Genomic DNA, 21,134 nt, shown 5'->3' on the forward strand with positions numbered 1-21,134 from the left:
GGCTAGCGCAAGCGGTCCAGCAGCGCCCGCGACGGCACACCTGTCACGCGCAGCCCGTTGCCCTGTTCATAGGCGCGGATCGCGGCGCGGCCCTTTTCACCGATCACCCCGTCCGGGTTGCCTGCGCCATAGCCGCCGGCATTCAGCCGTTTTTGCAATTCGACCCGTTCCGCGTCGCTCATGCCCCAGGGTTGCCGGGGATATCCCGCACGGATCGGCCCGGACCCGGCCAGTCTGTCGGCCAGATGGCCCGCGCCGATGACATAGCTGTCGGCGTAATTGTAGGTCTTGAGAACGTGAAAGTTCCGGTAGATCAGGAAAACCGGTCCTTCGGGCCCGGCCGGCAGGATCAGCGCGCCCGCCCCGTGATCGGGCAGGCGGCCGCCATCGGCCGCACGCACCCCCATGTCGCGCCAGTCGCGCGTCGCACGCGGATAAATGCGCCCCGTCAGCGCAAGGTCGAAACCCTGCGGCAACAGCACTTCGATCGCCCAGGGCTGCCCCTTTTGCCAGCCGTTGCGCGCCAGAAGCGCCGCGGTCGAGGCCAGCGCATCGCCCGGTGCATCGCCCCAGATGTCACGCCGCCCGTCGCCGTCGAAATCGACGGCGTTCGCAAGATAGGTCGACGGCATGAACTGCGTGTGGCCCATCGCGCCGGCGAAACTGCCCGTCATCTGCCCGGCCTGAATTTCGCCGGCCTGCAGGATGCGCAATGCGGCCAGCAACTCGTCCTCGAACAACGCGCGCCGCCGCCCCTCGTAGGCGAGAGTGGCCAGCGTGGACATCACCGGCAAATTGCCGCGAAACCCGCCATAGCTGCTTTCCATGCCCCAGATCGCCACCACGACCTCGCGCGGGACGCCGGTCTGGCGTTCGATGCGCGCCAGTGTGCGGCCATGACGCTTGAGCGCGCGCTGCCCGCCCTGGATGCGGGCGGGCGATGCGGCGGTGGCGACGTAATCGCCCAGCGGGCGGGCGACCTCGGCCTGTTTGCGGTCATTGGCGATGACCTTGGGCAGGTAGGAAAGCCGGGCCAGCCCGGCGTCGAGCGTGCGTTGGCTGATGCCCGCGGCGCGGGCCCGTGTGCGGAACCCCGCGACCCATCCGTCAAAGCCCTGGGCGAGAACGGGACGGGGCAGGGCGGTGGCGCAAACCCCCAGGGCAAATGCGCGTCTCGACAATACGGGCACGGGCGACACTCCTCTTTCGGGCGAGGTTAGAACGCGCGGGCGTGCCCCGGCAACCGGCGCGCAGGCGGCATTGGCAAGGCATCGCGCATCGAAGCGCCTTGCCGTGCCGTCGAAAGCCGCCATAGGGTGGCGCCATGATACTGTCGCGCGGCCGAAAATACCTGTTCATCCATATCCCCAAGACCGGGGGAACCGCATTGGCGCTGGCGCTCGAGGCGCGGGCGATGAATGATGACATCATGCTGGGCGACACACCCAAGGCGCGCAACCGGCGCAAGCGCGTGCAGGGGATCACGACGGCGGGGCGGTTGTGGAAACATTCGACCCTGTCCGATCTGGACGGGCTCATTGCGCCCGGCGAGCTGGACGGATTGTTCTGCTTTACACTGGTGCGCAACCCCTGGGACCGGATGGTCAGTTATTACCACTGGCTGCAAGGCCAGCGGTTCGACCACCCCGCAGTGACCCTGGCGCAGACACTGGATTTCGACGGCTTTCTCGCCCACCCTGCGACGCAGGCTAGCATCCGCGCGACACCGGCGCGCAGCTACATGACCGATGCGGCGGGTCAGGAGCGGTGCGACGCCTATATCCGGCTGGAGCGTTTCGCCGAGGATGCCGCGCCGCTGGTGGAACATCTGGGATTTCCGCTGGTGCCGGAGCGGATCAATGCCAGCGACCGCGCCCGCGACTGGCGGGGCTACTATTCCGACGCCGGCGCGGCGCTTGTGGGCCGCCTTTGCGCCGAGGATATCGCGCGTTTCGGCTACGGGTTCGACCCCTGAGAAAAAGGAAACCGCGCCCAAGGGGCGCGGTTGCAGGGTTTGCGCGGGCCGGTGGCCCGCGCCGGGGGAGGGGGCGCTGCCCCCTCTTGGGCCTTCGGCCCAATTCACCCCAGGAGTATTTCCGGCAAGATGAAGCCCGTGCCGAAATCAGGCGGCTTTTGCCTCGCTGCCGAACCGGCCGTAGAAGCTCTGGCCCTTGTCGGCCATGTCACGCAGCAGGTCGGGGCAGGCGAAACGGTCGCCATAGGCGGCCTGCAACTGGTCGCAGCGTTCGGCGGCATATTCGGCGCCGAGGATGTCGAGCCAGCTGAACGGCCCGCCTGACCATGGCGCAAAGCCCCAGGCCAGGATCGCGCCGACATCGCCTTCGCGGATGTCCATCAGCACGTTTTCCTCGAGCGCGCGCACCGCTTCGAGCACTTGCGCGAACATCAAGCGGTGCTGCACCTCGATCAGGTCGGGTTGGGTTTCGAGGCGCGGATACTTGTCCTCGAGCCCGGCCCAATAGCCCTGGCGCTTGCCGCTTTCGTCGTAGTCGAAGAAACCGCCCTTGGATTTGCGGCCCAGCCGGCCTTCGCCTTCCATGAAGAAGATGATCTCGTCCACCTCGTCGTCGGGATAGGCGTTGCCCATCGCGGCCTTGGTGGCGCGGGCGATCTTGGCGCCGAGATCGATCGAGGTTTCATCGACCAGCTGCAGCGGCCCGACCGGGAAACCGAGCATCCTTGCCGCGTTGTCGATCAGGGCAGGGGCCACGCCTTCCTTCACCATGCGCATCCCCTCGTTGATGTAGGGGATGATGCAGCGGTTGCAGTAGAAGAAACGCGCGTCGTTCACCACGATCGGCGTCTTGCGGATCTGGCGGACATAGTCCAGCGCCTTGGCCGTGGCCCGGTCGCCGGTCTTTTCGCCCTTGATGATCTCGACCAGCAGCATCTTTTCGACGGGCGAGAAGAAGTGGATGCCGATGAATTGCTCGGGATTGTCGCTGGCCTTGGCGAGTTCGGTGATCGGCAGGGTCGAGGTGTTCGACGCGTAGATGCAATCGGGCCCGACGGCGGCCAGCGCCTTTTTCGTGACCTCGGCCTTGACGCCCATGTCCTCGAACACGGCCTCGATGATCAGGTCGCAGCCATCGAGCATGGCGTAATCGGTGGTCGGCGTGATCAGCGACAGCATCTGCTGTTTCTTCTCTTCGGTCACCTTGCCGCGCTTCATGCCCTTGTCGAGATACGCCTCGGTATAGGCCTTGCCCTTGTCCGCGGCGTCCTGCTTGGCGTCGATCAACACGACCTCGATGCCGGCCTGTGCGCTGACCAGCGCGATGCCCGCGCCCATCATGCCCGCACCCAGCACACCCAGCTTCTTGACGCGCTGGTCTGGGGCCTCGGGGCGGTTGGCGCCTTTTTCCAGCGCTTCCTTGTTCAGGAAAAGCGACCGGATCATCGCGCTCGAGGACGGGTTCATCAGCACGTTGGTGAACCAGCGCGCCTCGATCTTGAGCGCGGTGTCGAAGGGCACCAGCGCGCCTTCGTAGACGGCCGACAGCAGGGCCTTGGCCGCCGGGAAGGCGCCCTTGGTCTTGCCGTTCACCATCGCCGACGCACCGACGAAGGTGGGGAAGCCCGCGGGGTTGTAGGGCGCGCCGCCGGGCATCTTGTAGCCCTTGGCGTCCCAGGGCTTCACCAGGTCTGCATCTGTGGCGTTCAGAACCCAGTCGCGCGCGGCGGCCACGGGGTCGTCGACAACCTCGTCGATCAGCCCGGCGCCCTTGGCTTTTTTCGGGTCGAGCAGCTTGCCTTCCAGCAGGAAGGGAGAGGCCGCCATCGCACCCAGCTTGCGCGCCAGCCGCGTCGTGCCGCCCGCGCCGGGGAAGATGCCGACCATGATTTCCGGCAGGCCGATCTTGGCCTTGGGATTGTCGGCGGCAAAGATGCGGTGCGTGGCAAGCGGCAGTTCCAGGCCGATGCCCACGGCGGTGCCGGGCAGGGCGGCCGCGATCGGCTTGCCGCCTTTCTTGGTTTTCGGGTCCATCCCGGCCAGTTCGATTTTGCGCAGCAGGCCATGCATCTGCATGATCCCGTCGAACAGTCCCTTGGCGGGGTTGTCGCCGGCCTGCGCCTTCATTTCGGCAAGAACGTTGAGGTCCATGCCGCCGGCGAAATCGGCCTTGGCCGAGGTGATGACGACGCCCTTGACGGCCTCGTCGGCCAGTGCGTCGTCGATGCAGGCGTTCAGCTCTTCCAGAGCTTCGCCGCTCATCACGTTCATGGATTTTCCGGGGCAATCCCAGGTGATCGTCGCGATGCCTTCGGCATCTTTCTGAATGGTGAAATCGGTCATTGTCCTGCCCCCTTACACGCGTTCGATGATGGTTGCGGCACCCATGCCGGACGCGATGCAGAGCGTGGCAAGGCCGGTGCCCTTGCCGGTCCGCTCCAACTCGTCCAGCAGCGTGCCGATGATGATCGCGCCGGTGGCACCCAGCGGATGGCCCATCGCGATCGAGCCGCCGTTGACGTTCACCACGCTGTCATCGACGTCGAAGGCCTGCATGAAGCGCAGCACGACCGAGGCGAAAGCCTCGTTCACCTCGAACAGGTCGATATCCTTGATCGACATGCCGCTGTCTTTCAGGATCTTTTCGGTGGCGGGCACGGGGCCGGTCAGCATGATCGTCGGGTCGGTGCCGATCTTGGCTGTCTGCACGATGCGCGCGCGGGGCTTGAGGCCGTATTTCTCGCCGAATTCCTTCGATCCGATCAGAACACCGGCCGAGCCGTCCACGATGCCCGAGCTGTTGCCGGCGTGGTGGATGTGGTTGATCCGCTCGAGATGCGGATACTTCATGAGCGCCACGGCATCGAAACCGGGCATGACCTCGCCCATATCCTTGAAGCTGGGTTTCAGCGCGCCCAGCGTCTGCATGTCGGTGCCCGGGCGCATGTATTCGTCACGGTCGAGGATCGTAAGACCGTTCTGGTCCTTCACCTCGATGATCGACTTTTCGAAACGGTTGTCGGCCCATGCCGCCGCCGCGCGGTTCTGGCTTTCCACGGCCAGCCCGTCGGCGTCATCGCGCGAAAACCCGTACTCGGTCGCGATGATGTCGGCGCTGATGCCCTGGGGTACGAAATAGGTGTTCATCGCCACGGACGGATCGACGGCAATCGCCGCGCCGTCGCTGCCCATCGGCACACGGCCCATCATTTCGACGCCGCCGGCGATATACGCCTCGCCCGCGCCGCCCCTGACCTGGTTGGCGGCAAGGTTCACGGCTTCCATGCCCGAGGCGCAGAAGCGGTTGATCGCAAGGCCGGGGATCGATTCATCGAGATCCGAGGCCAGCACGGCAGTCCGTGCAAGGCAGCCGCCCTGTTCCATGACCTGGGTGACGTTGCCCCAGATCACGTCCTCGACGGCATGACCGTCCAGCCCGTTGCGCTCTTTCAGCGCGTTCAGAACCTGGGCCGAAAGCCGCACCGAGGTGACCTCGTGCAGGCTGCCGTCCGTGCGGCCCTTGCCGCGCGGGGTGCGCACGGTGTCGTAGATAAAGGCGTCAGTCATCATCGTCTCCTTTGTCACGCCCGGTCCGACGGATTGCCGGGCATCAGGTCGTAGGGGTGTTTCCAGCCGTCCAGCGATTGGATGTTGGACAGCCAGCGGTCGATATTGCGCCACTCGCTGCGCTCGAAGCCGAAGGGTTCGGGATAGAACAGGTAGCCGCAGCACGAGAAATCGGCGTTGGTCGGCCCGTCGCCCACGATCCAGTCGCGGCCGTCCAGATGCGCATCGAGCGTCTGATAGGCGGTTTTCAGGCGCCCCTGGTTGAAGCCGATCACCTCGGCGGGGCGTTTGTCTTCGGGCAGGAAGTTCATCAGGAACCGGGTCATCCCCGCCATCGAGGAAAGCTTGTGATTGTCCCACAGAACCCAGCGCAGAACCTCGTATTTCTGTTCCGGCGTGCCACCGAACTTGCCCGACTTTTCGGTGATGTATTGCTGGATCGCGCCCGATTGGGTCAGGCGGAAATCGCCGTCTTCCAGAACCGGCGCCTCGCCCATCACGTTGAGGGCGCGAAACTCCGGGCTGCGCGAGGCGCCGCCGAAGAAGTCGACGTAGACCGGCTCCCACTCGAGCCCGGAAAGTTCAAGCGGCAGCGCCGCCTTGTAGGCGTTGCCGGATTCACCGAAGCAATGCAGCTTGATCTTCATGACGTTCCTCCCATTGGTTTGCGTCGCGGTGGGGGTTTTGCACCCCCACACCCCCGCAGAGTATTTCCGGCAAGATGAAGCTGCGGGGCTTCAGCCGCCGGTTTGTCCGGCCTGTCCGTGCCTCAGCGCTTGCGTGCATCCAGTTCGGCGTTGAACAGGCGCAACCGGTGCCCGAACGTGTCCTCATCGATGACGCTGTCGAAATTCTCGAACAGGAACGACAATGCCTCGCCTTCGTCCAGGCCCGCCTCAGACGCGAACTTTTTCAGACGGCGGTAGCCATCTTCGGTCATCGCGACGGGAAAGCGGCGGGTCAGGCGGAAACGTTTGGGCATGCTGGGCTCCGGTCAGGGTAGGTGGGCATTTCTGCCCACCCTAGGCTCAGAAGTTCGCGGCCTCCAGTTCCATCACCGTGTCCGCGCCAGAGTTGATGCGCGCTAGGTGCAGGCCGGTCGCAGGCAGGCGGCGCTGCATGTAGTAGCGCCCCGTGGCCAGTTTGGTGCGGTAGAACTCTTCGTCCTGTGCGCCGGCTTCGAGCGCGTCATGTGACGCCTTGGCCATCTGTGCCCACATCAGGCCCAGGCAGACATGACCGAAGAGATGCATGAAGTCATACGATCCGGCCAGCGCGGCATTGGGGTTCTTCATCCCGTTCTGCATGAAGAACATGCCGGCGGCCTGCAGATCCTTCGACGCGGCCTTGAGCGGGTCGAGGAAATCGGCCTTGAGCGCCTCGTTGCCTTCGTTCTCCTTGATGAAGTTCTTCACCAGGTCGAAGAACGCCATCACGTGCTTGCCGCCATCGGTGGCCAGCTTGCGGCCCACCAGGTCAAGCGCCTGCACACCGTTCGCGCCTTCATAGATCATGGCGATCCGGGCATCGCGGGCGAATTGGGACATGCCCCATTCCTCGATATAGCCGTGTCCGCCATAGACCTGTTGCGCCAGGATCGTCATGTCGAAGCCTTCGTCCGTCAGGAACCCCTTGATGACCGGGGTCAGCAGCGAAATCAGGCCATCGGCGTCCTTGTCCTCGTTGCGATGCGCGCGGTCGATCATCGACGCGCCCCAAAGCATGAAGGCACGCGCGCCCTCGGCAAAGCTTTTCTGGTCCATCAGCGACCGGCGGATGTCGGGGTGCACGATCAGCGGATCGGCCGGGCCATCGGGGTTCTTGACGCCAGTCACGTCGCGGCCCTGCAGGCGGTCCTTGGCGTAGTCCAGCGCGTTCTGATACGCCACGTCGGCCTGCGCCAGGCCCTGCATGCCTACGCCGATGCGGGCCTCGTTCATCATGGTGAACATCGCGCGCATGCCCTTGTGCTCCTGCCCCAGCAGGTAGCCCGTGGCCTCGTCATAGTTCATCACGCAGGTCGAGTTGCCGTGGATGCCCATCTTTTCCTCGATCTTGCCGCAGCTCACGCCGTTGCGCGGGCCAAGGCTGCCGTCTTCGTTCACGATGAACTTGGGCACGATGAACAGCGACACGCCCTTGATGCCTTCGGGGCCGCCGGGGATCTTGGCCAGCACCAGGTGAATGATGTTGTCGGCCATGTCATGCTCGCCGGCCGAGATAAAGATCTTCTGCCCGGAAATCTTGTAGGTGCCGTCCTCTTGCGGGACGGCCTTGGTGCGCATCATGCCCAGGTCGGTCCCGCAATGCGGTTCCGTCAGGTTCATGGTGCCGGTCCATTCGCAGCTGACCATCTTGGGCAGGTAGGTGTCTTTCTGCTGATCCGAGCCATGCGCCAGAATCGCCGAGGCCGCACCGTGGGTCAGGCCCTGGTACATCGTGAACGCCTGGTTGGCTGCCGAAAAGAATTCGCCCACGGCGGTGCCGATCACGTAAGGCATGCCCTGGCCACCATATTGCTCGGGCATGTCGAGCCCGGGCCAGCCACCTTCGCGCACCTGGTCGAATGCCGCCTTGAAGCCTGTGGGCGTCCGCACCACGCCGTTCTCCAGGATGCAGCCCTCGGTGTCGCCGACCGCGTTCAGCGGCGCCAGCACTTCCGAGGTCAGCTTGCCGGCTTCTTCCAGGATCGCCGAGGTGAAATCGGCTTCGAGTTCCGAATAGCCCGGCACGTCCTGGCCGGTCACCTTCAGCACGTCGTGCAGGATGAACTGCATGTCCTTAACGGGGGCGGTATAACTGGGCATCTCTCTCTCCCTGGAAATGATATCGCGAAACGGGCGTGCCGATTACTCGGCTGCCTTTTTCTGGCTGTTAGTCGAGGCGATGATCTTTTCGCCCCACTTCATCTGTTCCTGCAGATCGGCGATCGCGGCGTTCAGTTCGTCGCGCTGGCGGATCAGGTCGTCGAGGCGCTGCTGCGCGATCTCGTAGGTGCGCGACAGCTGTGTCTGCTGCTGGTCACCAACGTGGTAGAGATCCAGAAGCTGGCGAATTTCCTCGAGGCTGAAACCGAAACGCTTGCCGCGCAGGATCAGCTTGAGCCGCGCGCGGTCGCGACGGGTGAAAAGACGCTTCTGGCCTTCGCGGATGGGAAACAGCAGTTCCTTGGCCTCGTAGAATCGCAACGTGCGCGGGGTGACGTCGAAAGCGTCACACATCTCGCGGATGGTCATGGTTTTCTCGGTCATCGGTCAACTCTTTGATGCTGATGTCATGCGCCACACCTGTGCGTTCGCCGCTGTCGTTACAACAGGGATCAAAGTTGACGTAACCGGGACGTCACGTCACTTTTTGGTTGACGTAAGATCAAGTCGCGTCAACCGCTGCGACGCGCAACTTCCTTTCGCGCCGCACACGCTTCGCGCGCATGGCGGGTCTGGAAAACCTGACCCCAAGGGGCCGGATTCAGTCGGATTCAATCGATTCCAAGCGCCTTTGCAGTTTCGCCGCGCAAGGCGCGCAACTCTGTCATGGCCTCATCCAGCAGCGCCTTCTGCTCGGACAATTCCAGCAGTTGGCGGTCGGCCATGTCGATCCAGGCATGCATCTGCGCCTCGGTGCCTTCCTTTTCGTAGATCAGCAGCCATTGGCGAATCTCTTCGAGAGGAAAGCCGAACTTGCGCCCACGCAGGATGAGCGTCATCCGCGCGCATTCGCGCGGGCCATAAAACCGCGACCGGCCGTCACGCTCGGGCGCAAGCAGTTCGATATACTCATAATATCGCAAGGTGCGCGGGGTCACATCGAATTTCGCGCACATTTCCTTGAATGTCAGTCGGGTATCGGACATTGCACCAGCCTCCCGTGAGGGCCCGAACTTACCCGTGTGATCGGCGGCGTCAATGCCGCTACGTCAGTTCATGAAGCCGGGTGCGAAAAAGTGGAACCCGTAGGCGACGATCAGCGCGGGAATCCCCGAATAGACGGTGGCAAGAACCGCCGCGCGCGGGTTGAGTGCGATCGCCGGGAACAGCGCGTCCCCGTCGTTGGACACCGCGTTGCCCAAAAGGGCGGCGAAAGGGACCAGACCGTTGATGTAAAGCGTTGTCACCAACACCTGTGGCCCGCATCCGGGCACAAAACCGATCAGGATGGCGATCAGCGGCAACAGCGGCGCGACCGCGCCGAACATCGCCTCGAGGTCCAGACCGGCATAGGCGGCCGCGTAGTCGTAGGCCAGAAACGCGCCGATCACCCAGACCGAGATGAACGAGGTTTCCTCGGCCATCCGCGTCAGCGGTCCGTCGCTGGGGTTCGTCATCGCCGTAACGGGCGAAGCGGTCCAGACCGCAAGCGCCAGCGCCGTTCCGGCCAACCCGACAGCCGCGACCGTCTGCGCGCCGAAAATCTCGGCGGCATCCGCGCCTGTCAGGTCGGTGATGCCCAAAGCCAGGCCGGGCAGGGCGATCGCGACAAAGGCCATGTCCCGCAGCCGGAGCCGCCCGATGCGCGGGGCCAGCTCACCATGATTGTGAGTCTCGTGGAATGCGGGGCTCAGTTTGAAGCCGTCGATGATCCAACCTGACATAACGCCGACGGCGAAGGACAGCGGCAGCACCACCGCCGCGGCATCCGGCCGAGTGGCGATCAGCAGAAAGGCCGCATCGCCCATCGTCGCCGTCAACGCGGCGACCACCGCGCCGAAACTTACATGCCCTGAACTGAACGCGGCGACGACCACCACGGCCCCGCCGCATCCCGGCGTCGCACCCAGCAGCGCCGCAAGTGGAACCTGCGCAGCGCGTGCGCGGGTCAGGGCCGGCCCAATGCGGAATCCGAACACGCGTTCGGCCCCGTAGAAAAGCAACAGGGTCGCCGCGACAAAGCTTGATACGGCAAGATAGGCGTCGACCATCAATTCGCGGGTCAGCGCGCCGAATTCGCCCGGCACCACCGCAAGCGCCACCAACAACAGGGCAATGGCCAGCCTCTTGGGGCGCAAGGGGCGGCCGAACCCGACCCGTTCCACGCCTGCCGTGCTTTCCATGGCCATGTCTGCTCCTCGTTCATGCAAATGCGAATAATTCTCAATTGCACAAGTTAGCACTTGAACCCCGCTTGACAAGACCGAATAACTTGGGCCGCGACACAAAGCGAAAAAACGCAGCAGGGGCAGGGCATGGACAAGGTCAAAATGGCGCGCCAATTCACCGAGGCGATCCCGCATGCCAAGGCGCTGGGCATGGAATTCACCTCGATCGGCGAGGGCAAGGCCGAGATGCGCATGCCCTATGACGAACGGTTCATCGGCGACCCGGAAACGCGGGTGATCCATGGCGGCGCGGTCTATGCGCTGCTCGACACCACCTGCGGCGCGGCGGTCATCGCCCATCCGGCGAATCCCGGCGCCACCGCGACGATCGGCCTGCGCATCGACTACATGCGCGCCGCAACACCCGGCCAGGCGATCCGCACCCGGGCCGAATGCTATCACCTGACGCGCACGGTCGCATTCGTGCGCGCCTGGGCCCTGGACGAGGACGAGGACAACCCCGTCGCCACCGCCACGGGCACCTTCACCGTGGAGGGCGTGAAATGAGCCGCAAACGCCCCGAACCCGTGCAGGTCGTCAAGCAACGCCGCGACGCCGCGCTGAACGCGCTGGTGCATGGCGTGCCCTATATCCAGTTCCTCGGCATCGAGTTCGACCGCCGTGGCGATGAATTGACCGCAGTCCTGCCTTTCGACGAAAAACTGATCGGCAACCCCCTGCTGCCCGCGATCCATGGCGGCGTGACGGCTGCCTTTCTCGAAGTCACGGCCGTGATCGGTCTCAGCTGGGCGGTGCTCTGGGAAGAGCTGGAGCGCGGCGAGCTTGACCCCGACCAGCTGATCACCGGTCATTTGCCGCGCCTGCCCAAGACGATCGACTTCACCGTCGATTACCTGCGTTCGGGCCTGCCGCGCGATGCTTATGCGCGGGCCAAGGTCAACCGCTCGGGCCGGCGCTATGCCAGCGTCCATGTCGAAGCCTGGCAGGACAACCGCAACCGCGCCTTCGCCCAGGCCACCGGGCATTTCCTGATGCCGCGCCGGAATGAATGAGCCCGTCCCGCCCCTGACCCACAAACGGGTTCTCAAGATCGCGCTGCCCATCCTTCTGGCCAATGTCACCGTGCCGATCCTGGGCGCCGTGGATACCGCCGTGGTCGGGCAGATGGGCCTTGCCGCGCCGATCGGGGCCGTGGGCGTGGGGGCGATCATCCTGTCGGCGGTCTACTGGATATTCGGTTTCCTGCGCATGGGCACCACGGGGCTGACCGCGCAGGCCGCAGGCCAGGGCAACCGCGCCGAGGTCGCGGCCCTGCTGACCCGTGCGCTGGCCATCGGGTTGACCGGCGGGCTCGCCCTGATCGCCTTGCAGGGCCTCGTGATCCGGGGCGGCTTTCTCGCCGCGCCCGCCAGTGACGAGGTCGAGACCCTCGCAGCAACCTACATGCGCATCCGCATCTGGTCGGCGCCCGCCGCGATCGCGATCTACGGCATCACCGGCTGGCTGATCGCGCAAGAGCGCACACGCGCGGTGCTGCTGCTGCAATTGTGGATGAACGGCCTGAACGTCGGGCTGGACCTCTGGTTCGTCCTCGGCCTCGGCTGGGGCGTGGGCGGCGTGGCCACCGCGACCTTCATCGCGGAATGGTCGGGCCTGGCCTTCGGGCTCTGGCTCTGCCGCGCGGCCTTTCGCGTGCCCGACTGGCGCGACTGGGCCCGCGTCTTCGACCGCGAAAAGCTGCGCCGCATGGCCGTGGTCAACACCGATATCCTGATCCGGTCGCTTCTGCTGCAGGCGATCTTCGTGTCGTTCCTTCTGCTCGGTGCGCGCTTTGGCGACGTCACCTTGGCGGCCAACCAGGTTCTGCTGCAATTCCTGCATGTCACGGGCTACGCGATGGACGGGTTCGCCTTCGCGGGCGAGGCGCTGGTGGGCCATGCGGTCGGCGCGCGCAGCGCACATCTGGTGCGGCGCTCGGCGTTGATGGCGTCTTTCTGGGGTGGAGTCACCGCGCTGCTGATGGCCGCAGGGTTCGCCGCGTTCGGCCCGGCGATCATCGATACGATGACCACCGCCCCCGAGGTCCGGGCCGAGGCGCGCGCCTACCTGCCCTGGATGATCGCCGCACCGCCCATGATCCTGGGGCTCGTGATGTTCGACGGTATCTTCATCGGCGCGACCCGCAGCGCCGATATGCGCAACATGATGGCCGTTGCCGCCGCGATCTACGCAATTTCCGTGTCGCTGCTGATCGGTCCGCTGGAAAACCACGGCCTGTGGCTGGCGCTGCATATCTCGTTCTTGGCGCGCGGCCTGACGCTCGCCCTGCGCTACCCCGCGCTGGAACGCGCCGTGGCGGGCAATGCCGCCTGACGCGGCCCTGCGTTTTCTCTTTCTGCAAATATCCTGGGGGGTCCGGGGGGCAACGCCCCCCGGCCGGTCGGATCGGCGCAGCCGATCCGAAACCGCATCACAACAGGTCCAGCACCGCTTCCGGCGGGCGGCCGATCACCGCGCGATCCGCCGAAACCGCAACCGGCCGTTCGATCAGTTTCGGGTGCGCCGCCATCGCCGCGAAAAGCGCGTCATCCGATGCGTCCGGGCTCAGCCCCGCCGCCGTGAACTCGGGCTCGCCCCTGCGCACCATGTCGATGACCGGGTGCCCCAGCAACGCATGGACCCGGCGCAGTTCGGCCTCGTCGGGCGCATCCTCGAGATAGCGGCGCAGCGCGATCCCGGTCTTGCCCTCCAGCAGCGCCAGCGCCTGCCGCGATTTCGAACAGCGCGGATTGTGCCAGAACGTGATCATGTCCAGTCCCCCCGTCCGGTGCCGACAGCGTCGGCCACGTTTGCGAACCCGTCCCGCGCCAGCAAATCGTCCAATCCCCGCGCGATCCGCGCGGCCAGCGACAGCCCCTCGTAAACCAGCGCGGTATAAAGCTGCACCGCGCTGGCGCCGGCGCGGATCTTGGCATAGGCCTGTTCGGCCGAACCGACCCCGCCCACCCCGATCAGCGGCATCTCTCCTGCCGTCAGCTGGCTCAGCCGCGCCAGAACGCGCGTCGATCTCTCGAAAAGGGGCGCACCGGAAAGCCCTCCGGCCTGGTCGCGATGGGCGCTGCGCAGCCCGTCGCGCGACAGGGTCGTGTTGGTCGCGATGATCGCATCCACCCCGGCGCCGCGCGCCACATCCGCGATCTCGGAAAGCTCGGCATCCGACAGGTCCGGCGCGATCTTCAGGAAGACGGGGATCGGGGTTGGCAGCCAGTCGCGCGCCTCCATCACGCCCGCCAGCAGGGCCGACAGCGCCTCGGCCCCCTGCAGGTCGCGCAGCTTTTCGGTGTTGGGGGACGAGACGTTGACCGTCGCGAAATCCAGCCACTTGCCGCAATGCGCCAACACGCGGGCGAAATCCTCGGCACGGTCGGTGCTGTCCTTGTTGGCGCCCAGGTTCAGCCCCAGCACCATGTCCGCCGGGCGCTGCGACAGGCGGCGGCCGATCGCCTCCATCCCTTCGTTGTTGAACCCGAAGCGGTTGATGGCCGCGCGGTCCTCGGTCAGGCGGAACAAACGCGGTTTGGGATTGCCCGGTTGCGGGCGCGGGGTTGCCGCGCCGACCTCGACGAAACCGAACCCCGCCCGCGCCAGCGGCGCCAGCGCCTCGGCGTTCTTGTCGAATCCGGCCGCCAGACCCACCGGGTTCGGCAGATCGAGCCCGGCAACCCGCGTGCGCAACCGCGCCGAAGTGACGGTGCCGGGCAGGGGCGCCAGCCCCGATTTCAGCGCCTTCAGCGCCAGCCCGTGTGCGCGTTCGGGATCGACCCTGCGCAAGGCGGCCAGGCCCAATTGCTCGATCACGCTCATGCCAGCCTCTCGGGAAACCTGTGCACGCCATTTTCCAGCGGCAAAGGCCGCGACCATGCCACATCCGTCAGCCGCATGTCCCTGTAAAGATGCGGGAACGCGACCCCGCCGCGCGACACTTCCCATTTCAGCGCATCGCCCATCGCCCCGGCCTCGCAGGCGACCAGGATCAGCCCGTCCTCGCCCGCAAAATGCTTTGCGGCGGTCTCGGCCACGGTCTCGGCGGTCGAGAAATGAACGAAGCCGTCGGCCACATCGACAGGCGCTCCGGCCGTGACGCCGGCCCGGTTCAACTCGTCCCATTCGGGAGTGCGGAAAATCTTGTAGATCAGCATGGGGTGCTCATTGCCCGTGCGCTGCCGCGCGGTCAAGCGGCTTCCCGCCGCATCATGTTTTGACAGGTGCAACCAAGCGTAGCACCATTCCCGCAATACCATAAAAACCAACAGGGGGATTCCCGATGTCGTTCCGACCGATGACGAGCGCCGCGGCGCTTATGTTCTGTGCCGGCGTGGCGCAGGCCGATTACAGCCTCACCATCCTGCACACCAACGATTTCCACGCGCGCTTCGAACCGATCAGCAAGTATGACAGCGGCTGTTCGGCCGAAGACAACCAGGCCGGCGAATGTTTCGGCGGCACCGCGCGGCTGGTCAGCGCCATCGCCGATGCGCGCGCGCGGTCGAACAACACCGTGCTGTTCGACGGCGGCGACCAGTTCCAGGGCACGCTGTTCTACACCTACTACAAGGGCAAGATGGCGGCCGAGTTCATGAACAAGCTCGGCTACGACGCGATGACCGTCGGCAACCACGAATTCGACGACGGCCCCGAAGTGCTGCGCGGGTTCATGGATGCGGTGGAATTTCCGGTGCTGATGTCGAACGCCGATGTCTCGGGCGAACCGCAGCTTGCCGGGGTGCTCAAGAAATCCACCGTGATCGAACGCGGCGGCGAAAGGCTGGGCCTGATCGGCCTGACGCCGCAGGACACCGACGAACTGGCCAGCCCCGGCCCCAACATCACCTTCACCGACCCGGTCGATGCCGTTCAGGCCGAGGTCGACCGCCTGACCGCCGAAGGGGTGAACAAGATCATCGTGCTGTCGCATTCGGGCTATGGCGTGGATCAGCGGGTTGCGGCCGAAACCACGGGCGTCGACGTGATCGTGGGCGGGCACACCAACACCTACCTGTCCAACACTTCCGACCGGGCCGAGGGGCCGTACCCAACCATGATCAACGGCACCGCCATCGTGTCGGCCTATGCCTATGGCAAGTTCCTGGGCGAGTTGAAGGTGACCTTCGACGATGCCGGCAACCTGACCGAGGCCACGGGCGAGCCGCTGATCATGGACGCCGCCATCCCCGAGGACGAGGCCACCGTTGCCCGCATCGCCGAGCTGGCGCAGCCGCTGGATGAAATCCGTAACCGCGTGGTCGCTGAAACCGCGCAGGCCATCGACGGCGAGCGCGGATCGTGCCGCGCGGGCGAATGTACCATGGGCAACCTGGTGGCCGATGCCATGCTGGCGCGGGTCCGCGACCAGGGCATCCAGATTGCCATCCAGAACGGTGGCGGCCTGCGCGCCTCGATTGATCAGGGCGAGGTGACGATGGGCGAGGTTCTGACCGTGCTGCCCTTCCAGAACACGCTGTCGACCTTCCAGGTGACGGGCGCGGTGATCCTGGACGCGCTGGAAAACGGCCTGAGCCAGATCGAGGACGGCGCGGGCCGGTTCCCGCAGGTGGCCGGCATGAAATTCGCCTACGATCCCAGGGCCGAACCGGGAAGCCGCGTGATCTCGGTCGAGGTGATGGGGGCCGACGGCTGGGCCACGCTCGATCCTGCCAAGACATATGGCGTTGTGTCGAACAACTATGTGCGCAACGGCGGGGACGGCTACAAGATGTTCGCGACCGAGGCCACCAACGTCTATGATTTCGGCCCGGACCTTGCGGATGTGACGGCCGAATTCCTGGCGCAGAACGCACCCTATGCGCCCTATCTGGATGGCCGCATCACCGCGCGCTGAACCGCTCGTGCGGTCCGGCAGGCCGGGCCTTTTCGGCCCGGCCAAAATCCCCTAGCTTCGCAGCAAAACGGGGGGAGACATCATGAAAGCGATCACCTATTCCAAGTTCGGCCCAGCAGCCGATGTGCTGGAACTGCACGACCTGCCCACGCCCGATCCGGCGCCCGGCGAGGTTCTGGTGCGCCTCAGCCATTCGGGTGCGAACCCGTCTGACGTCAAGGCGCGGGCAGGCAGCCGCCCCGGCGTGACGAAGCCGCCATTCCCGCAGATCATCCCGCATTCCGACGGTGCGGGCGAAATCGTGGCCGTGGGCGAAGGCGTCGACCCCGCACGCGTGGGCGAAGCGGTCTGGATCTGGAACGGCCAATGGCGGCGGGCCTTTGGCACGGCCGCAGATCACATTGCGCTGCCCGCCGAACAGGCGGTCAGGCGGCCCGACTGGATCAGCGCCGAAGTCGGGGCGACCCTCGGCATTCCAGGCCTGACGGCTGCGCACGCGGTTCTGGGTGGCGGCGATGTCGCGGGCAAGACGCTGCTGATTTCCGGCGGGGGCGGGGCCGTGGGCCACAATGCCGTGCAATTGGCCGCCTGGGCAGGTGCCCGCGTCATCGCCACCTGTTCGCCCCGGGACGCCGACCGCGTGCGCGCGGCGGGCGCCGCCGAGGTGCTGGATTACCGCGACCCCGATTTGCCCGCGAAACTGATCGACATGACGGACGGGCGCGGCATCGACCGCGCGGTCGAAACCGAATTCGGCGTCAACGCGCAGATGCTGGCCGAGGCGATGGCCGAAAACGGCACGGTCGCGGCCTATGGCTCGGCGCTCGATATGAACCCGGTGCTGCCATTCGGGGCTTACCTGTTCAAGGCGATCACCATCGACATCGTGCTGATCTACCTGTTGCAGGCGGCACCCCGCCAGGCGGCCATCGACGCGCTGCACAATGCGATCAAGGAAGGCGCGCTGTCGCCCGCGATCCACGCGCGCTTTGCGCTGGCCGATTGCGCCAAGGCGCACGCGTGCATAGAGGCAGGCGGACGCGCAGGCGCGGTGTTGCTGGAAACCTGATCGCAGGCGGGCTCAGCGCGGTTCGGAAAAACCCGGTGTGCCCGCATCCTGCGGGTTGCGGGCAAGATGCTTGCGCTTGATCGCCTCGGATGTGTCGCGGCTGCCGTCATGGCTCCAGCCCGGCGGCTGAATGCAGTAATTCAGCCTCTCCCGCCATGTCAGCCCCGGTTGCGTGGCATCGCGGAAAATGCCCATCCATTCGTGAAACGCGACCCGGATCGGATTGAAGGTGCCAAGGTTGTGCACCAGCCCGTAATCGGGTTTCTCCTCGTCCAGCTCGGGCACGAAGGTGCCGAACACCTTGTCCCAGATGATGAACACACCCGCGTAGTTGGCATCCAGGTAGCGCGGATTGCGTCCGTGATGCACCCGGTGGTGGCTGGGCGTGTTCATCACCGCCTCGATCCAGCGGGGCATCCGGCCGATCGCCTCGGTGTGAATCCAGAACTGGTAGATCAGGTTCAGCCCGCCGCAGAACAGCACCATCGCCGGGTGAAACCCCAGCAGGATCAGCGGCGCGCGCACGATCATCATGAAGGTGAACGTGCCGGTCCATGTTTGCCGCAGCGCCGTGGTCAGGTTGTAATGCTGGCTGGAATGGTGGTTCACATGGCTGGCCCAGACCCAGCGGATGCGATGGCCAAAGCGGTGCACCCAGTAATAGCGCAGATCGTCCAGCACGAAGCACAACAGCACCACGTACCAGGCGGTGCCAAGGTCCAGCGGCGTGATCTCCCACAGCAGCATGAAGAACCCGTAGGCGATGAACCCCAGAAGGATGCCCGAGATCACGTTGCCCGCGCCCATGATCAGGCTGGTCAGTGCATCGCGCGTCTCGTACCGCCCGCCGCGCCCCTTGATGACGATCCACAAAAGCTCGATCAGGATCGCAGCGATGAAGAATGGCACCGCCATCTGTACGACGTCCGGGTAGGTCAATTGATCGCTCATGCGGTTTGCTCCAGGTCTGTAAGCCACGCCTCGGCCTCGTCGGGCTCAAGCACCAGCCGGATGCGCGGGGCGGTGTAGTCGGGCAGCCGGATCAGCAGCCCGTCGCGCGTTCGCGTGATCCGTGCGCCATGCAGGAACCGCGCCGTGCTGTCCGCACCCATCGGCCAGACGACGCCCGGCCCCTGTGCCGTCTGGATCAGCGCGGCCGCGCGGTTCCGGCACAAAACTGCGCGGTTTGCGGGGATTTCGGGGAATTCTTCGGCCCAGGCCGACCGCGCGGCGGCCTCATCCTCGAACCGCCGGGGACGCGACAGGCCAAGCAGATGCAACAGCACCGCAATGCCCGCGATCCCGCCGATCACCAGAATTCCCAGAATGTGCAGCGGCATCCGCCTTCCTCCCGCCCGATATCAAAGCGGGGTAGGCGAAGGCTGTCAAAGGTGGCGTGGGGTCAGCCGCCTGTCATCATCGCGCGCAGGATCGCCTTGGCGCTGTCCGACGACCAGTCCGCATCGCCGGTCAGCCGCGCCACCTCGACACCCTCGGGCGACAGGATCACCGTCACCGGCAGGCCCAGCACCCCCATGCCCCGCGCCAGCGCCGAATTCGGATCGCGGTGCAGCGGCAGGTGTTTCACCCCGATCTCTTCGAAGAATGCCTTCATCGCCTGTGGTGCATTGCGGCCCGTCGCGATGGTGACCACCTCGAACGCCTCGCCGCCCAACTCGTCCTGCAGCGCGTCGAGCATCGGCATTTCCTTGCGGCAGGGCGCGCACCAGGTGGCCCAGAAATTCACCACCGTCACCCTGCCGGCATAGTCGGCCAGCGTGGCCTTTCCGCCCTCGGCGGTGTCGAAGGCGATGACGGGCAGCGCCTTGGGTGCGGCGTGGAACTGCAGCTTCTTCATGTCGCCGGTGCGCAGCCCTTCCAGCTCGGCCCGGTTCTCCAGCCCGGCGGGGATCACCTGCGCGGGGTCTTTCATGGCGACCCAGCCGATCGCTGCAATTGCACAGGCGGCGATGGACGTATAAAGCACCAGGGACCGTTTCAGACGCATTTTTCCTCCGAAGGGACAGACATGGGTAACGACAGCTCGAACCAGATGTGGGGCGGCCGCTTTTCCGCCGGGCCAGACGCGATCATGGAGGCGATCAATGCCTCGATCGGGTTCGACCAGCGAATGGCGGCACAGGACATTGCCGGCTCGCGCGCCCATGCCGCGATGCTGGCGGCGACAGGCATCCTGAGTGATAGCGACGCCGAGGCCATTCGGAAAGGCTTGCTCACCGTTTTGTCAGAGATCGAGGGCGGAACCTTTCAGTTTTCCACCGCGCTGGAAGACATCCACATGAATGTCGAGGCACGGCTGAAGGAAATCATCGGCGAACCGGCGGGGCGTCTGCATACCGGCCGGTCGCGCAACGACCAGGTCGCCACGGATTTCAAGCTGTGGGTCCGCGACCAGTTCGATGCCGCGATCGAGGGGCTGCAGGCGCTGATCCGCGCGCTGCTGGCGCAGGCCGAGGCCGGGGCCGACTGGGTGATGCCTGGCTTTACCCACCTGCAGACCGCCCAGCCCGTCACCTGGGGCCACCACATGATGGCCTATGTGGAAATGTTCGGCCGCGATGTCGGACGGTTCCGCGACGCGCGGGCGCGGATGAACGAATGCCCGCTGGGGGCGGCGGCGCTGGCGGGTACCTCGTTCCCGATCGACCGGCACATGACGGCGCAGGCGCTGGGATTCGACCGGCCCGCCGCCAACAGCCTCGACGCTGTCAGCGACCGCGACTTCGCGCTGGAATTCCTGGCTGACGCCTCGATCTGCGCGATGCACCTGTCGCGCTTCGCCGAAGAGCTGGTGATCTGGTCCAGCGCACAGTTCCGCTTCGTCACGCTCAGCGACAGGTTCTCGACCGGCTCGTCGATCATGCCGCAGAAAAAGAACCCCGACGCGGCCGAGCTGATCCGCGCCAAGATCGGGCGCATCTTCGGCGCCAATGTCGCGCTGATGACGGTGATGAAGGGGCTGCCGCTGGCCTATTCCAAGGACATGCAGGAAGATAAGGAACAGGTCTTCGACGCCGCCGACAACCTGATGCTGGCGCTTGCCGCGATGGAAGGGATGGTGCGCGACATGTCGGCCAACCGCGAAAGCCTTGCGGCGGCGGCGGGCAGCGGGTTTTCCACCGCGACCGACCTGGCCGACTGGCTGGTGCGCGTTCTCAACATGCCGTTCCGCGATGCCCATCACGTCACCGGAACGCTGGTCGCGCTGGCCGAGAAAAAGGGCTGCGACCTGCCGGACCTGACGCTCGGGGACATGCAATCGGTGCATGCGGAAATCACCGACGACGTCTTTGGCGTGCTCGGGGTTGAAAACTCGGTCGCCTCGCGCACATCCTACGGAGGCACCGCCCCCGAACAGGTGCGTGCACAGATCGCCCGCTGGAAAGAGGTTCTTGGATGAAACCAGTCGCCGCCCTGCTGACCCTCGCCCTGCTTGCCGCTTGCGGCGCGGATGGCGAACCGATCCGCCCCAGCCTTGCGATCGACGCAGGCACCAGCACCGGTATCAGCGTCACCGGCGACGTGACCATCGGGGTGTCGGGCTGAG

23 protein-coding genes are annotated in these 21,134 nt (G+C 65.4%); 8 read left to right on the top strand and 15 right to left on the bottom strand.

Going from position 1 to position 21,134, the window contains the following annotated elements; genetic code table 11:
- Window positions 1–2 precede the first annotated feature (2 nt).
- The gene (locus tag BLT50_RS07480) at window positions 3–1,313 is read right to left on the bottom strand and encodes a lytic murein transglycosylase (RefSeq protein ID WP_090028044.1); all 1,311 of its coding nucleotides are present in this window, start codon (window positions 1,311–1,313) and stop codon (window positions 3–5) included.
- A gap of 11 nt (window positions 1,314–1,324) precedes the next feature.
- On the opposite strand from BLT50_RS07480, the gene BLT50_RS07485 reads away from it, so the two are divergent.
- Window positions 1,325–1,975 (top strand): sulfotransferase family 2 domain-containing protein, encoded by a 651-nt coding sequence (locus BLT50_RS07485; protein WP_090028045.1) that lies wholly within the window; start codon window positions 1,325–1,327, stop codon window positions 1,973–1,975.
- A gap of 147 nt (window positions 1,976–2,122) precedes the next feature.
- Here the strand turns inward: BLT50_RS07485 and BLT50_RS07490 are convergent, their stop codons facing one another.
- The 8 genes from BLT50_RS07490 to BLT50_RS07525 form a co-directional block, all read right to left on the bottom strand.
- Window positions 2,123–4,318 (bottom strand): 3-hydroxyacyl-CoA dehydrogenase NAD-binding domain-containing protein, encoded by a 2,196-nt coding sequence (locus tag BLT50_RS07490; RefSeq protein ID WP_090028046.1) that lies wholly within the window; start codon window positions 4,316–4,318, stop codon window positions 2,123–2,125.
- A gap of 12 nt (window positions 4,319–4,330) precedes the next feature.
- Window positions 4,331–5,542, bottom strand: a complete 1,212-nt coding sequence (locus BLT50_RS07495) for an acetyl-CoA C-acetyltransferase (protein ID WP_090028330.1) — start codon at window positions 5,540–5,542, stop codon at window positions 4,331–4,333.
- Between the two features lie 14 nt (window positions 5,543–5,556).
- Window positions 5,557–6,189: a glutathione S-transferase family protein gene (locus tag BLT50_RS07500; RefSeq protein WP_090028047.1), complete on the bottom strand. Its 633-nt coding sequence runs from the start codon at window positions 6,187–6,189 to the stop codon at window positions 5,557–5,559.
- 122 nt (window positions 6,190–6,311) lie between these two features.
- Window positions 6,312–6,524 carry a hypothetical protein gene (locus BLT50_RS07505; protein ID WP_090028048.1) on the bottom strand — a complete coding sequence of 71 codons (213 nt, stop codon included), beginning with the start codon at window positions 6,522–6,524 and terminating at the stop codon, window positions 6,312–6,314.
- A gap of 46 nt (window positions 6,525–6,570) precedes the next feature.
- The gene (locus tag BLT50_RS07510) at window positions 6,571–8,349 is read right to left on the bottom strand and encodes an acyl-CoA dehydrogenase C-terminal domain-containing protein (protein ID WP_090028049.1); all 1,779 of its coding nucleotides are present in this window, start codon (window positions 8,347–8,349) and stop codon (window positions 6,571–6,573) included.
- A gap of 42 nt (window positions 8,350–8,391) precedes the next feature.
- Window positions 8,392–8,793, bottom strand: coding sequence for a MerR family transcriptional regulator (locus BLT50_RS07515; RefSeq protein ID WP_090028050.1), 402 nt, complete (start codon window positions 8,791–8,793; stop codon window positions 8,392–8,394).
- A 227-nt stretch (window positions 8,794–9,020) separates the two neighbouring features.
- Window positions 9,021–9,395: a MerR family transcriptional regulator gene (locus BLT50_RS07520; protein ID WP_090028051.1), complete on the bottom strand. Its 375-nt coding sequence runs from the start codon at window positions 9,393–9,395 to the stop codon at window positions 9,021–9,023.
- Window positions 9,396–9,458: 63 nt separating this feature from the next.
- On the bottom strand, window positions 9,459–10,598 hold the full coding sequence (locus tag BLT50_RS07525) for a putative manganese transporter (RefSeq protein ID WP_090028052.1): 1,140 nt from the start codon (window positions 10,596–10,598) through the stop codon (window positions 9,459–9,461).
- Between the two features lie 126 nt (window positions 10,599–10,724).
- Here BLT50_RS07525 and BLT50_RS07530 point away from each other — a divergent pair, with 126 nt between their 5' ends.
- Genes BLT50_RS07530 through BLT50_RS07540 form a run of 3 tightly spaced genes read left to right on the top strand, consistent with a single transcriptional unit; the run spans window position 10,725 to window position 12,971 of the window.
- Window positions 10,725–11,144: a PaaI family thioesterase gene (locus BLT50_RS07530; RefSeq protein WP_090028053.1), complete on the top strand. Its 420-nt coding sequence runs from the start codon at window positions 10,725–10,727 to the stop codon at window positions 11,142–11,144.
- Window positions 11,141–11,650, top strand: coding sequence for a PaaI family thioesterase (locus BLT50_RS07535; RefSeq protein WP_090028054.1), 510 nt, complete (start codon window positions 11,141–11,143; stop codon window positions 11,648–11,650). Before BLT50_RS07530 ends, BLT50_RS07535 begins: the two co-directional genes overlap by 4 nt.
- A complete protein-coding gene (locus BLT50_RS07540; protein WP_090028055.1) occupies window positions 11,643–12,971 on the top strand; it encodes an MATE family efflux transporter in 1,329 nt (442 codons plus the stop codon). Before BLT50_RS07535 ends, BLT50_RS07540 begins: the two co-directional genes overlap by 8 nt.
- Window positions 12,972–13,068: 97 nt before the next feature.
- Here BLT50_RS07540 and arsC read toward each other — a convergent pair whose 3' ends face one another.
- From arsC to BLT50_RS07555, 3 genes are read right to left on the bottom strand one after another with little or no spacing between them, the layout of a single operon-like run.
- Window positions 13,069–13,407 carry an arsenate reductase (glutaredoxin) gene (gene arsC / locus BLT50_RS07545; protein WP_090028056.1) on the bottom strand — a complete coding sequence of 113 codons (339 nt, stop codon included), beginning with the start codon at window positions 13,405–13,407 and terminating at the stop codon, window positions 13,069–13,071.
- Window positions 13,404–14,462 (bottom strand): quinone-dependent dihydroorotate dehydrogenase, encoded by a 1,059-nt coding sequence (locus tag BLT50_RS07550; RefSeq protein ID WP_090028057.1) that lies wholly within the window; start codon window positions 14,460–14,462, stop codon window positions 13,404–13,406. Before BLT50_RS07550 ends, arsC begins: the two co-directional genes overlap by 4 nt.
- On the bottom strand, window positions 14,459–14,797 hold the full coding sequence (locus BLT50_RS07555) for a DUF952 domain-containing protein (RefSeq protein ID WP_090028331.1): 339 nt from the start codon (window positions 14,795–14,797) through the stop codon (window positions 14,459–14,461). The genes BLT50_RS07550 and BLT50_RS07555 overlap by 4 nt, the downstream gene beginning before the upstream one ends.
- A gap of 125 nt (window positions 14,798–14,922) precedes the next feature.
- Here BLT50_RS07555 and BLT50_RS07560 point away from each other — a divergent pair, with 125 nt between their 5' ends.
- Together BLT50_RS07560 and BLT50_RS07565 are read left to right on the top strand one after the other, a co-directional pair.
- Complete coding sequence (locus BLT50_RS07560; RefSeq protein WP_090028058.1) at window positions 14,923–16,497, top strand: bifunctional metallophosphatase/5'-nucleotidase; 1,575 nt, start codon at window positions 14,923–14,925, stop codon at window positions 16,495–16,497.
- An 82-nt stretch (window positions 16,498–16,579) separates the two neighbouring features.
- Complete coding sequence (locus BLT50_RS07565) at window positions 16,580–17,566, top strand: NADPH:quinone reductase (RefSeq protein WP_090028059.1); 987 nt, start codon at window positions 16,580–16,582, stop codon at window positions 17,564–17,566.
- Window positions 17,567–17,578: 12 nt separating this feature from the next.
- Here the strand turns inward: BLT50_RS07565 and BLT50_RS07570 are convergent, their stop codons facing one another.
- From BLT50_RS07570 to BLT50_RS07580, 3 genes are all read right to left on the bottom strand, one after another.
- Window positions 17,579–18,517 (bottom strand): sterol desaturase family protein, encoded by a 939-nt coding sequence (locus BLT50_RS07570; protein ID WP_090028060.1) that lies wholly within the window; start codon window positions 18,515–18,517, stop codon window positions 17,579–17,581.
- Window positions 18,514–18,906 carry a hypothetical protein gene (locus BLT50_RS07575; RefSeq protein ID WP_090028061.1) on the bottom strand — a complete coding sequence of 131 codons (393 nt, stop codon included), beginning with the start codon at window positions 18,904–18,906 and terminating at the stop codon, window positions 18,514–18,516. The genes BLT50_RS07570 and BLT50_RS07575 overlap by 4 nt, the downstream gene beginning before the upstream one ends.
- Before the next feature lie 62 nt (window positions 18,907–18,968).
- Window positions 18,969–19,574, bottom strand: a complete 606-nt coding sequence (locus BLT50_RS07580; protein WP_090028062.1) for a TlpA family protein disulfide reductase — start codon at window positions 19,572–19,574, stop codon at window positions 18,969–18,971.
- A gap of 21 nt (window positions 19,575–19,595) precedes the next feature.
- Here BLT50_RS07580 and argH point away from each other — a divergent pair, with 21 nt between their 5' ends.
- Together argH and BLT50_RS18995 are read left to right on the top strand one after the other, a co-directional pair.
- On the top strand, window positions 19,596–20,987 hold the full coding sequence (gene argH / locus BLT50_RS07585; protein ID WP_090028063.1) for an argininosuccinate lyase: 1,392 nt from the start codon (window positions 19,596–19,598) through the stop codon (window positions 20,985–20,987).
- Complete coding sequence (locus BLT50_RS18995; protein WP_139170490.1) at window positions 20,984–21,133, top strand: argininosuccinate lyase; 150 nt, start codon at window positions 20,984–20,986, stop codon at window positions 21,131–21,133. Before argH ends, BLT50_RS18995 begins: the two co-directional genes overlap by 4 nt.
- Window position 21,134 lies beyond the last annotated feature (1 nt).

This window comes from Lutimaribacter saemankumensis (assembly GCF_900100005.1).
Lineage (GTDB): Bacteria > Pseudomonadota > Alphaproteobacteria > Rhodobacterales > Rhodobacteraceae > Lutimaribacter > Lutimaribacter saemankumensis.

Coding starts and splice junctions, on each gene's coding strand:
- BLT50_RS07480 (WP_090028044.1), bottom strand. CDS start 1,313: ATGGCGGCTTTCGACGGCACGGCAAGGCGCTTCGATGCGCGATGCCTT.
- BLT50_RS07485 (WP_090028045.1), top strand. CDS start 1,325: ATGATACTGTCGCGCGGCCGAAAATACCTGTTCATCCATATCCCCAAG.
- BLT50_RS07490 (WP_090028046.1), bottom strand. CDS start 4,318: ATGACCGATTTCACCATTCAGAAAGATGCCGAAGGCATCGCGACGATC.
- BLT50_RS07495 (WP_090028330.1), bottom strand. CDS start 5,542: ATGACTGACGCCTTTATCTACGACACCGTGCGCACCCCGCGCGGCAAG.
- BLT50_RS07500 (WP_090028047.1), bottom strand. CDS start 6,189: ATGAAGATCAAGCTGCATTGCTTCGGTGAATCCGGCAACGCCTACAAG.
- BLT50_RS07505 (WP_090028048.1), bottom strand. CDS start 6,524: ATGCCCAAACGTTTCCGCCTGACCCGCCGCTTTCCCGTCGCGATGACC.
- BLT50_RS07510 (WP_090028049.1), bottom strand. CDS start 8,349: ATGCCCAGTTATACCGCCCCCGTTAAGGACATGCAGTTCATCCTGCAC.
- BLT50_RS07515 (WP_090028050.1), bottom strand. CDS start 8,793: ATGACCGAGAAAACCATGACCATCCGCGAGATGTGTGACGCTTTCGAC.
- BLT50_RS07520 (WP_090028051.1), bottom strand. CDS start 9,395: ATGTCCGATACCCGACTGACATTCAAGGAAATGTGCGCGAAATTCGAT.
- BLT50_RS07525 (WP_090028052.1), bottom strand. CDS start 10,598: ATGGCCATGGAAAGCACGGCAGGCGTGGAACGGGTCGGGTTCGGCCGC.
- BLT50_RS07530 (WP_090028053.1), top strand. CDS start 10,725: ATGGACAAGGTCAAAATGGCGCGCCAATTCACCGAGGCGATCCCGCAT.
- BLT50_RS07535 (WP_090028054.1), top strand. CDS start 11,141: ATGAGCCGCAAACGCCCCGAACCCGTGCAGGTCGTCAAGCAACGCCGC.
- BLT50_RS07540 (WP_090028055.1), top strand. CDS start 11,643: ATGAATGAGCCCGTCCCGCCCCTGACCCACAAACGGGTTCTCAAGATC.
- arsC (WP_090028056.1), bottom strand. CDS start 13,407: ATGATCACGTTCTGGCACAATCCGCGCTGTTCGAAATCGCGGCAGGCG.
- BLT50_RS07550 (WP_090028057.1), bottom strand. CDS start 14,462: ATGAGCGTGATCGAGCAATTGGGCCTGGCCGCCTTGCGCAGGGTCGAT.
- BLT50_RS07555 (WP_090028331.1), bottom strand. CDS start 14,797: ATGCTGATCTACAAGATTTTCCGCACTCCCGAATGGGACGAGTTGAAC.
- BLT50_RS07560 (WP_090028058.1), top strand. CDS start 14,923: ATGTCGTTCCGACCGATGACGAGCGCCGCGGCGCTTATGTTCTGTGCC.
- BLT50_RS07565 (WP_090028059.1), top strand. CDS start 16,580: ATGAAAGCGATCACCTATTCCAAGTTCGGCCCAGCAGCCGATGTGCTG.
- BLT50_RS07570 (WP_090028060.1), bottom strand. CDS start 18,517: ATGAGCGATCAATTGACCTACCCGGACGTCGTACAGATGGCGGTGCCA.
- BLT50_RS07575 (WP_090028061.1), bottom strand. CDS start 18,906: ATGCCGCTGCACATTCTGGGAATTCTGGTGATCGGCGGGATCGCGGGC.
- BLT50_RS07580 (WP_090028062.1), bottom strand. CDS start 19,574: ATGCGTCTGAAACGGTCCCTGGTGCTTTATACGTCCATCGCCGCCTGT.
- argH (WP_090028063.1), top strand. CDS start 19,596: ATGGGTAACGACAGCTCGAACCAGATGTGGGGCGGCCGCTTTTCCGCC.
- BLT50_RS18995 (WP_139170490.1), top strand. CDS start 20,984: ATGAAACCAGTCGCCGCCCTGCTGACCCTCGCCCTGCTTGCCGCTTGC.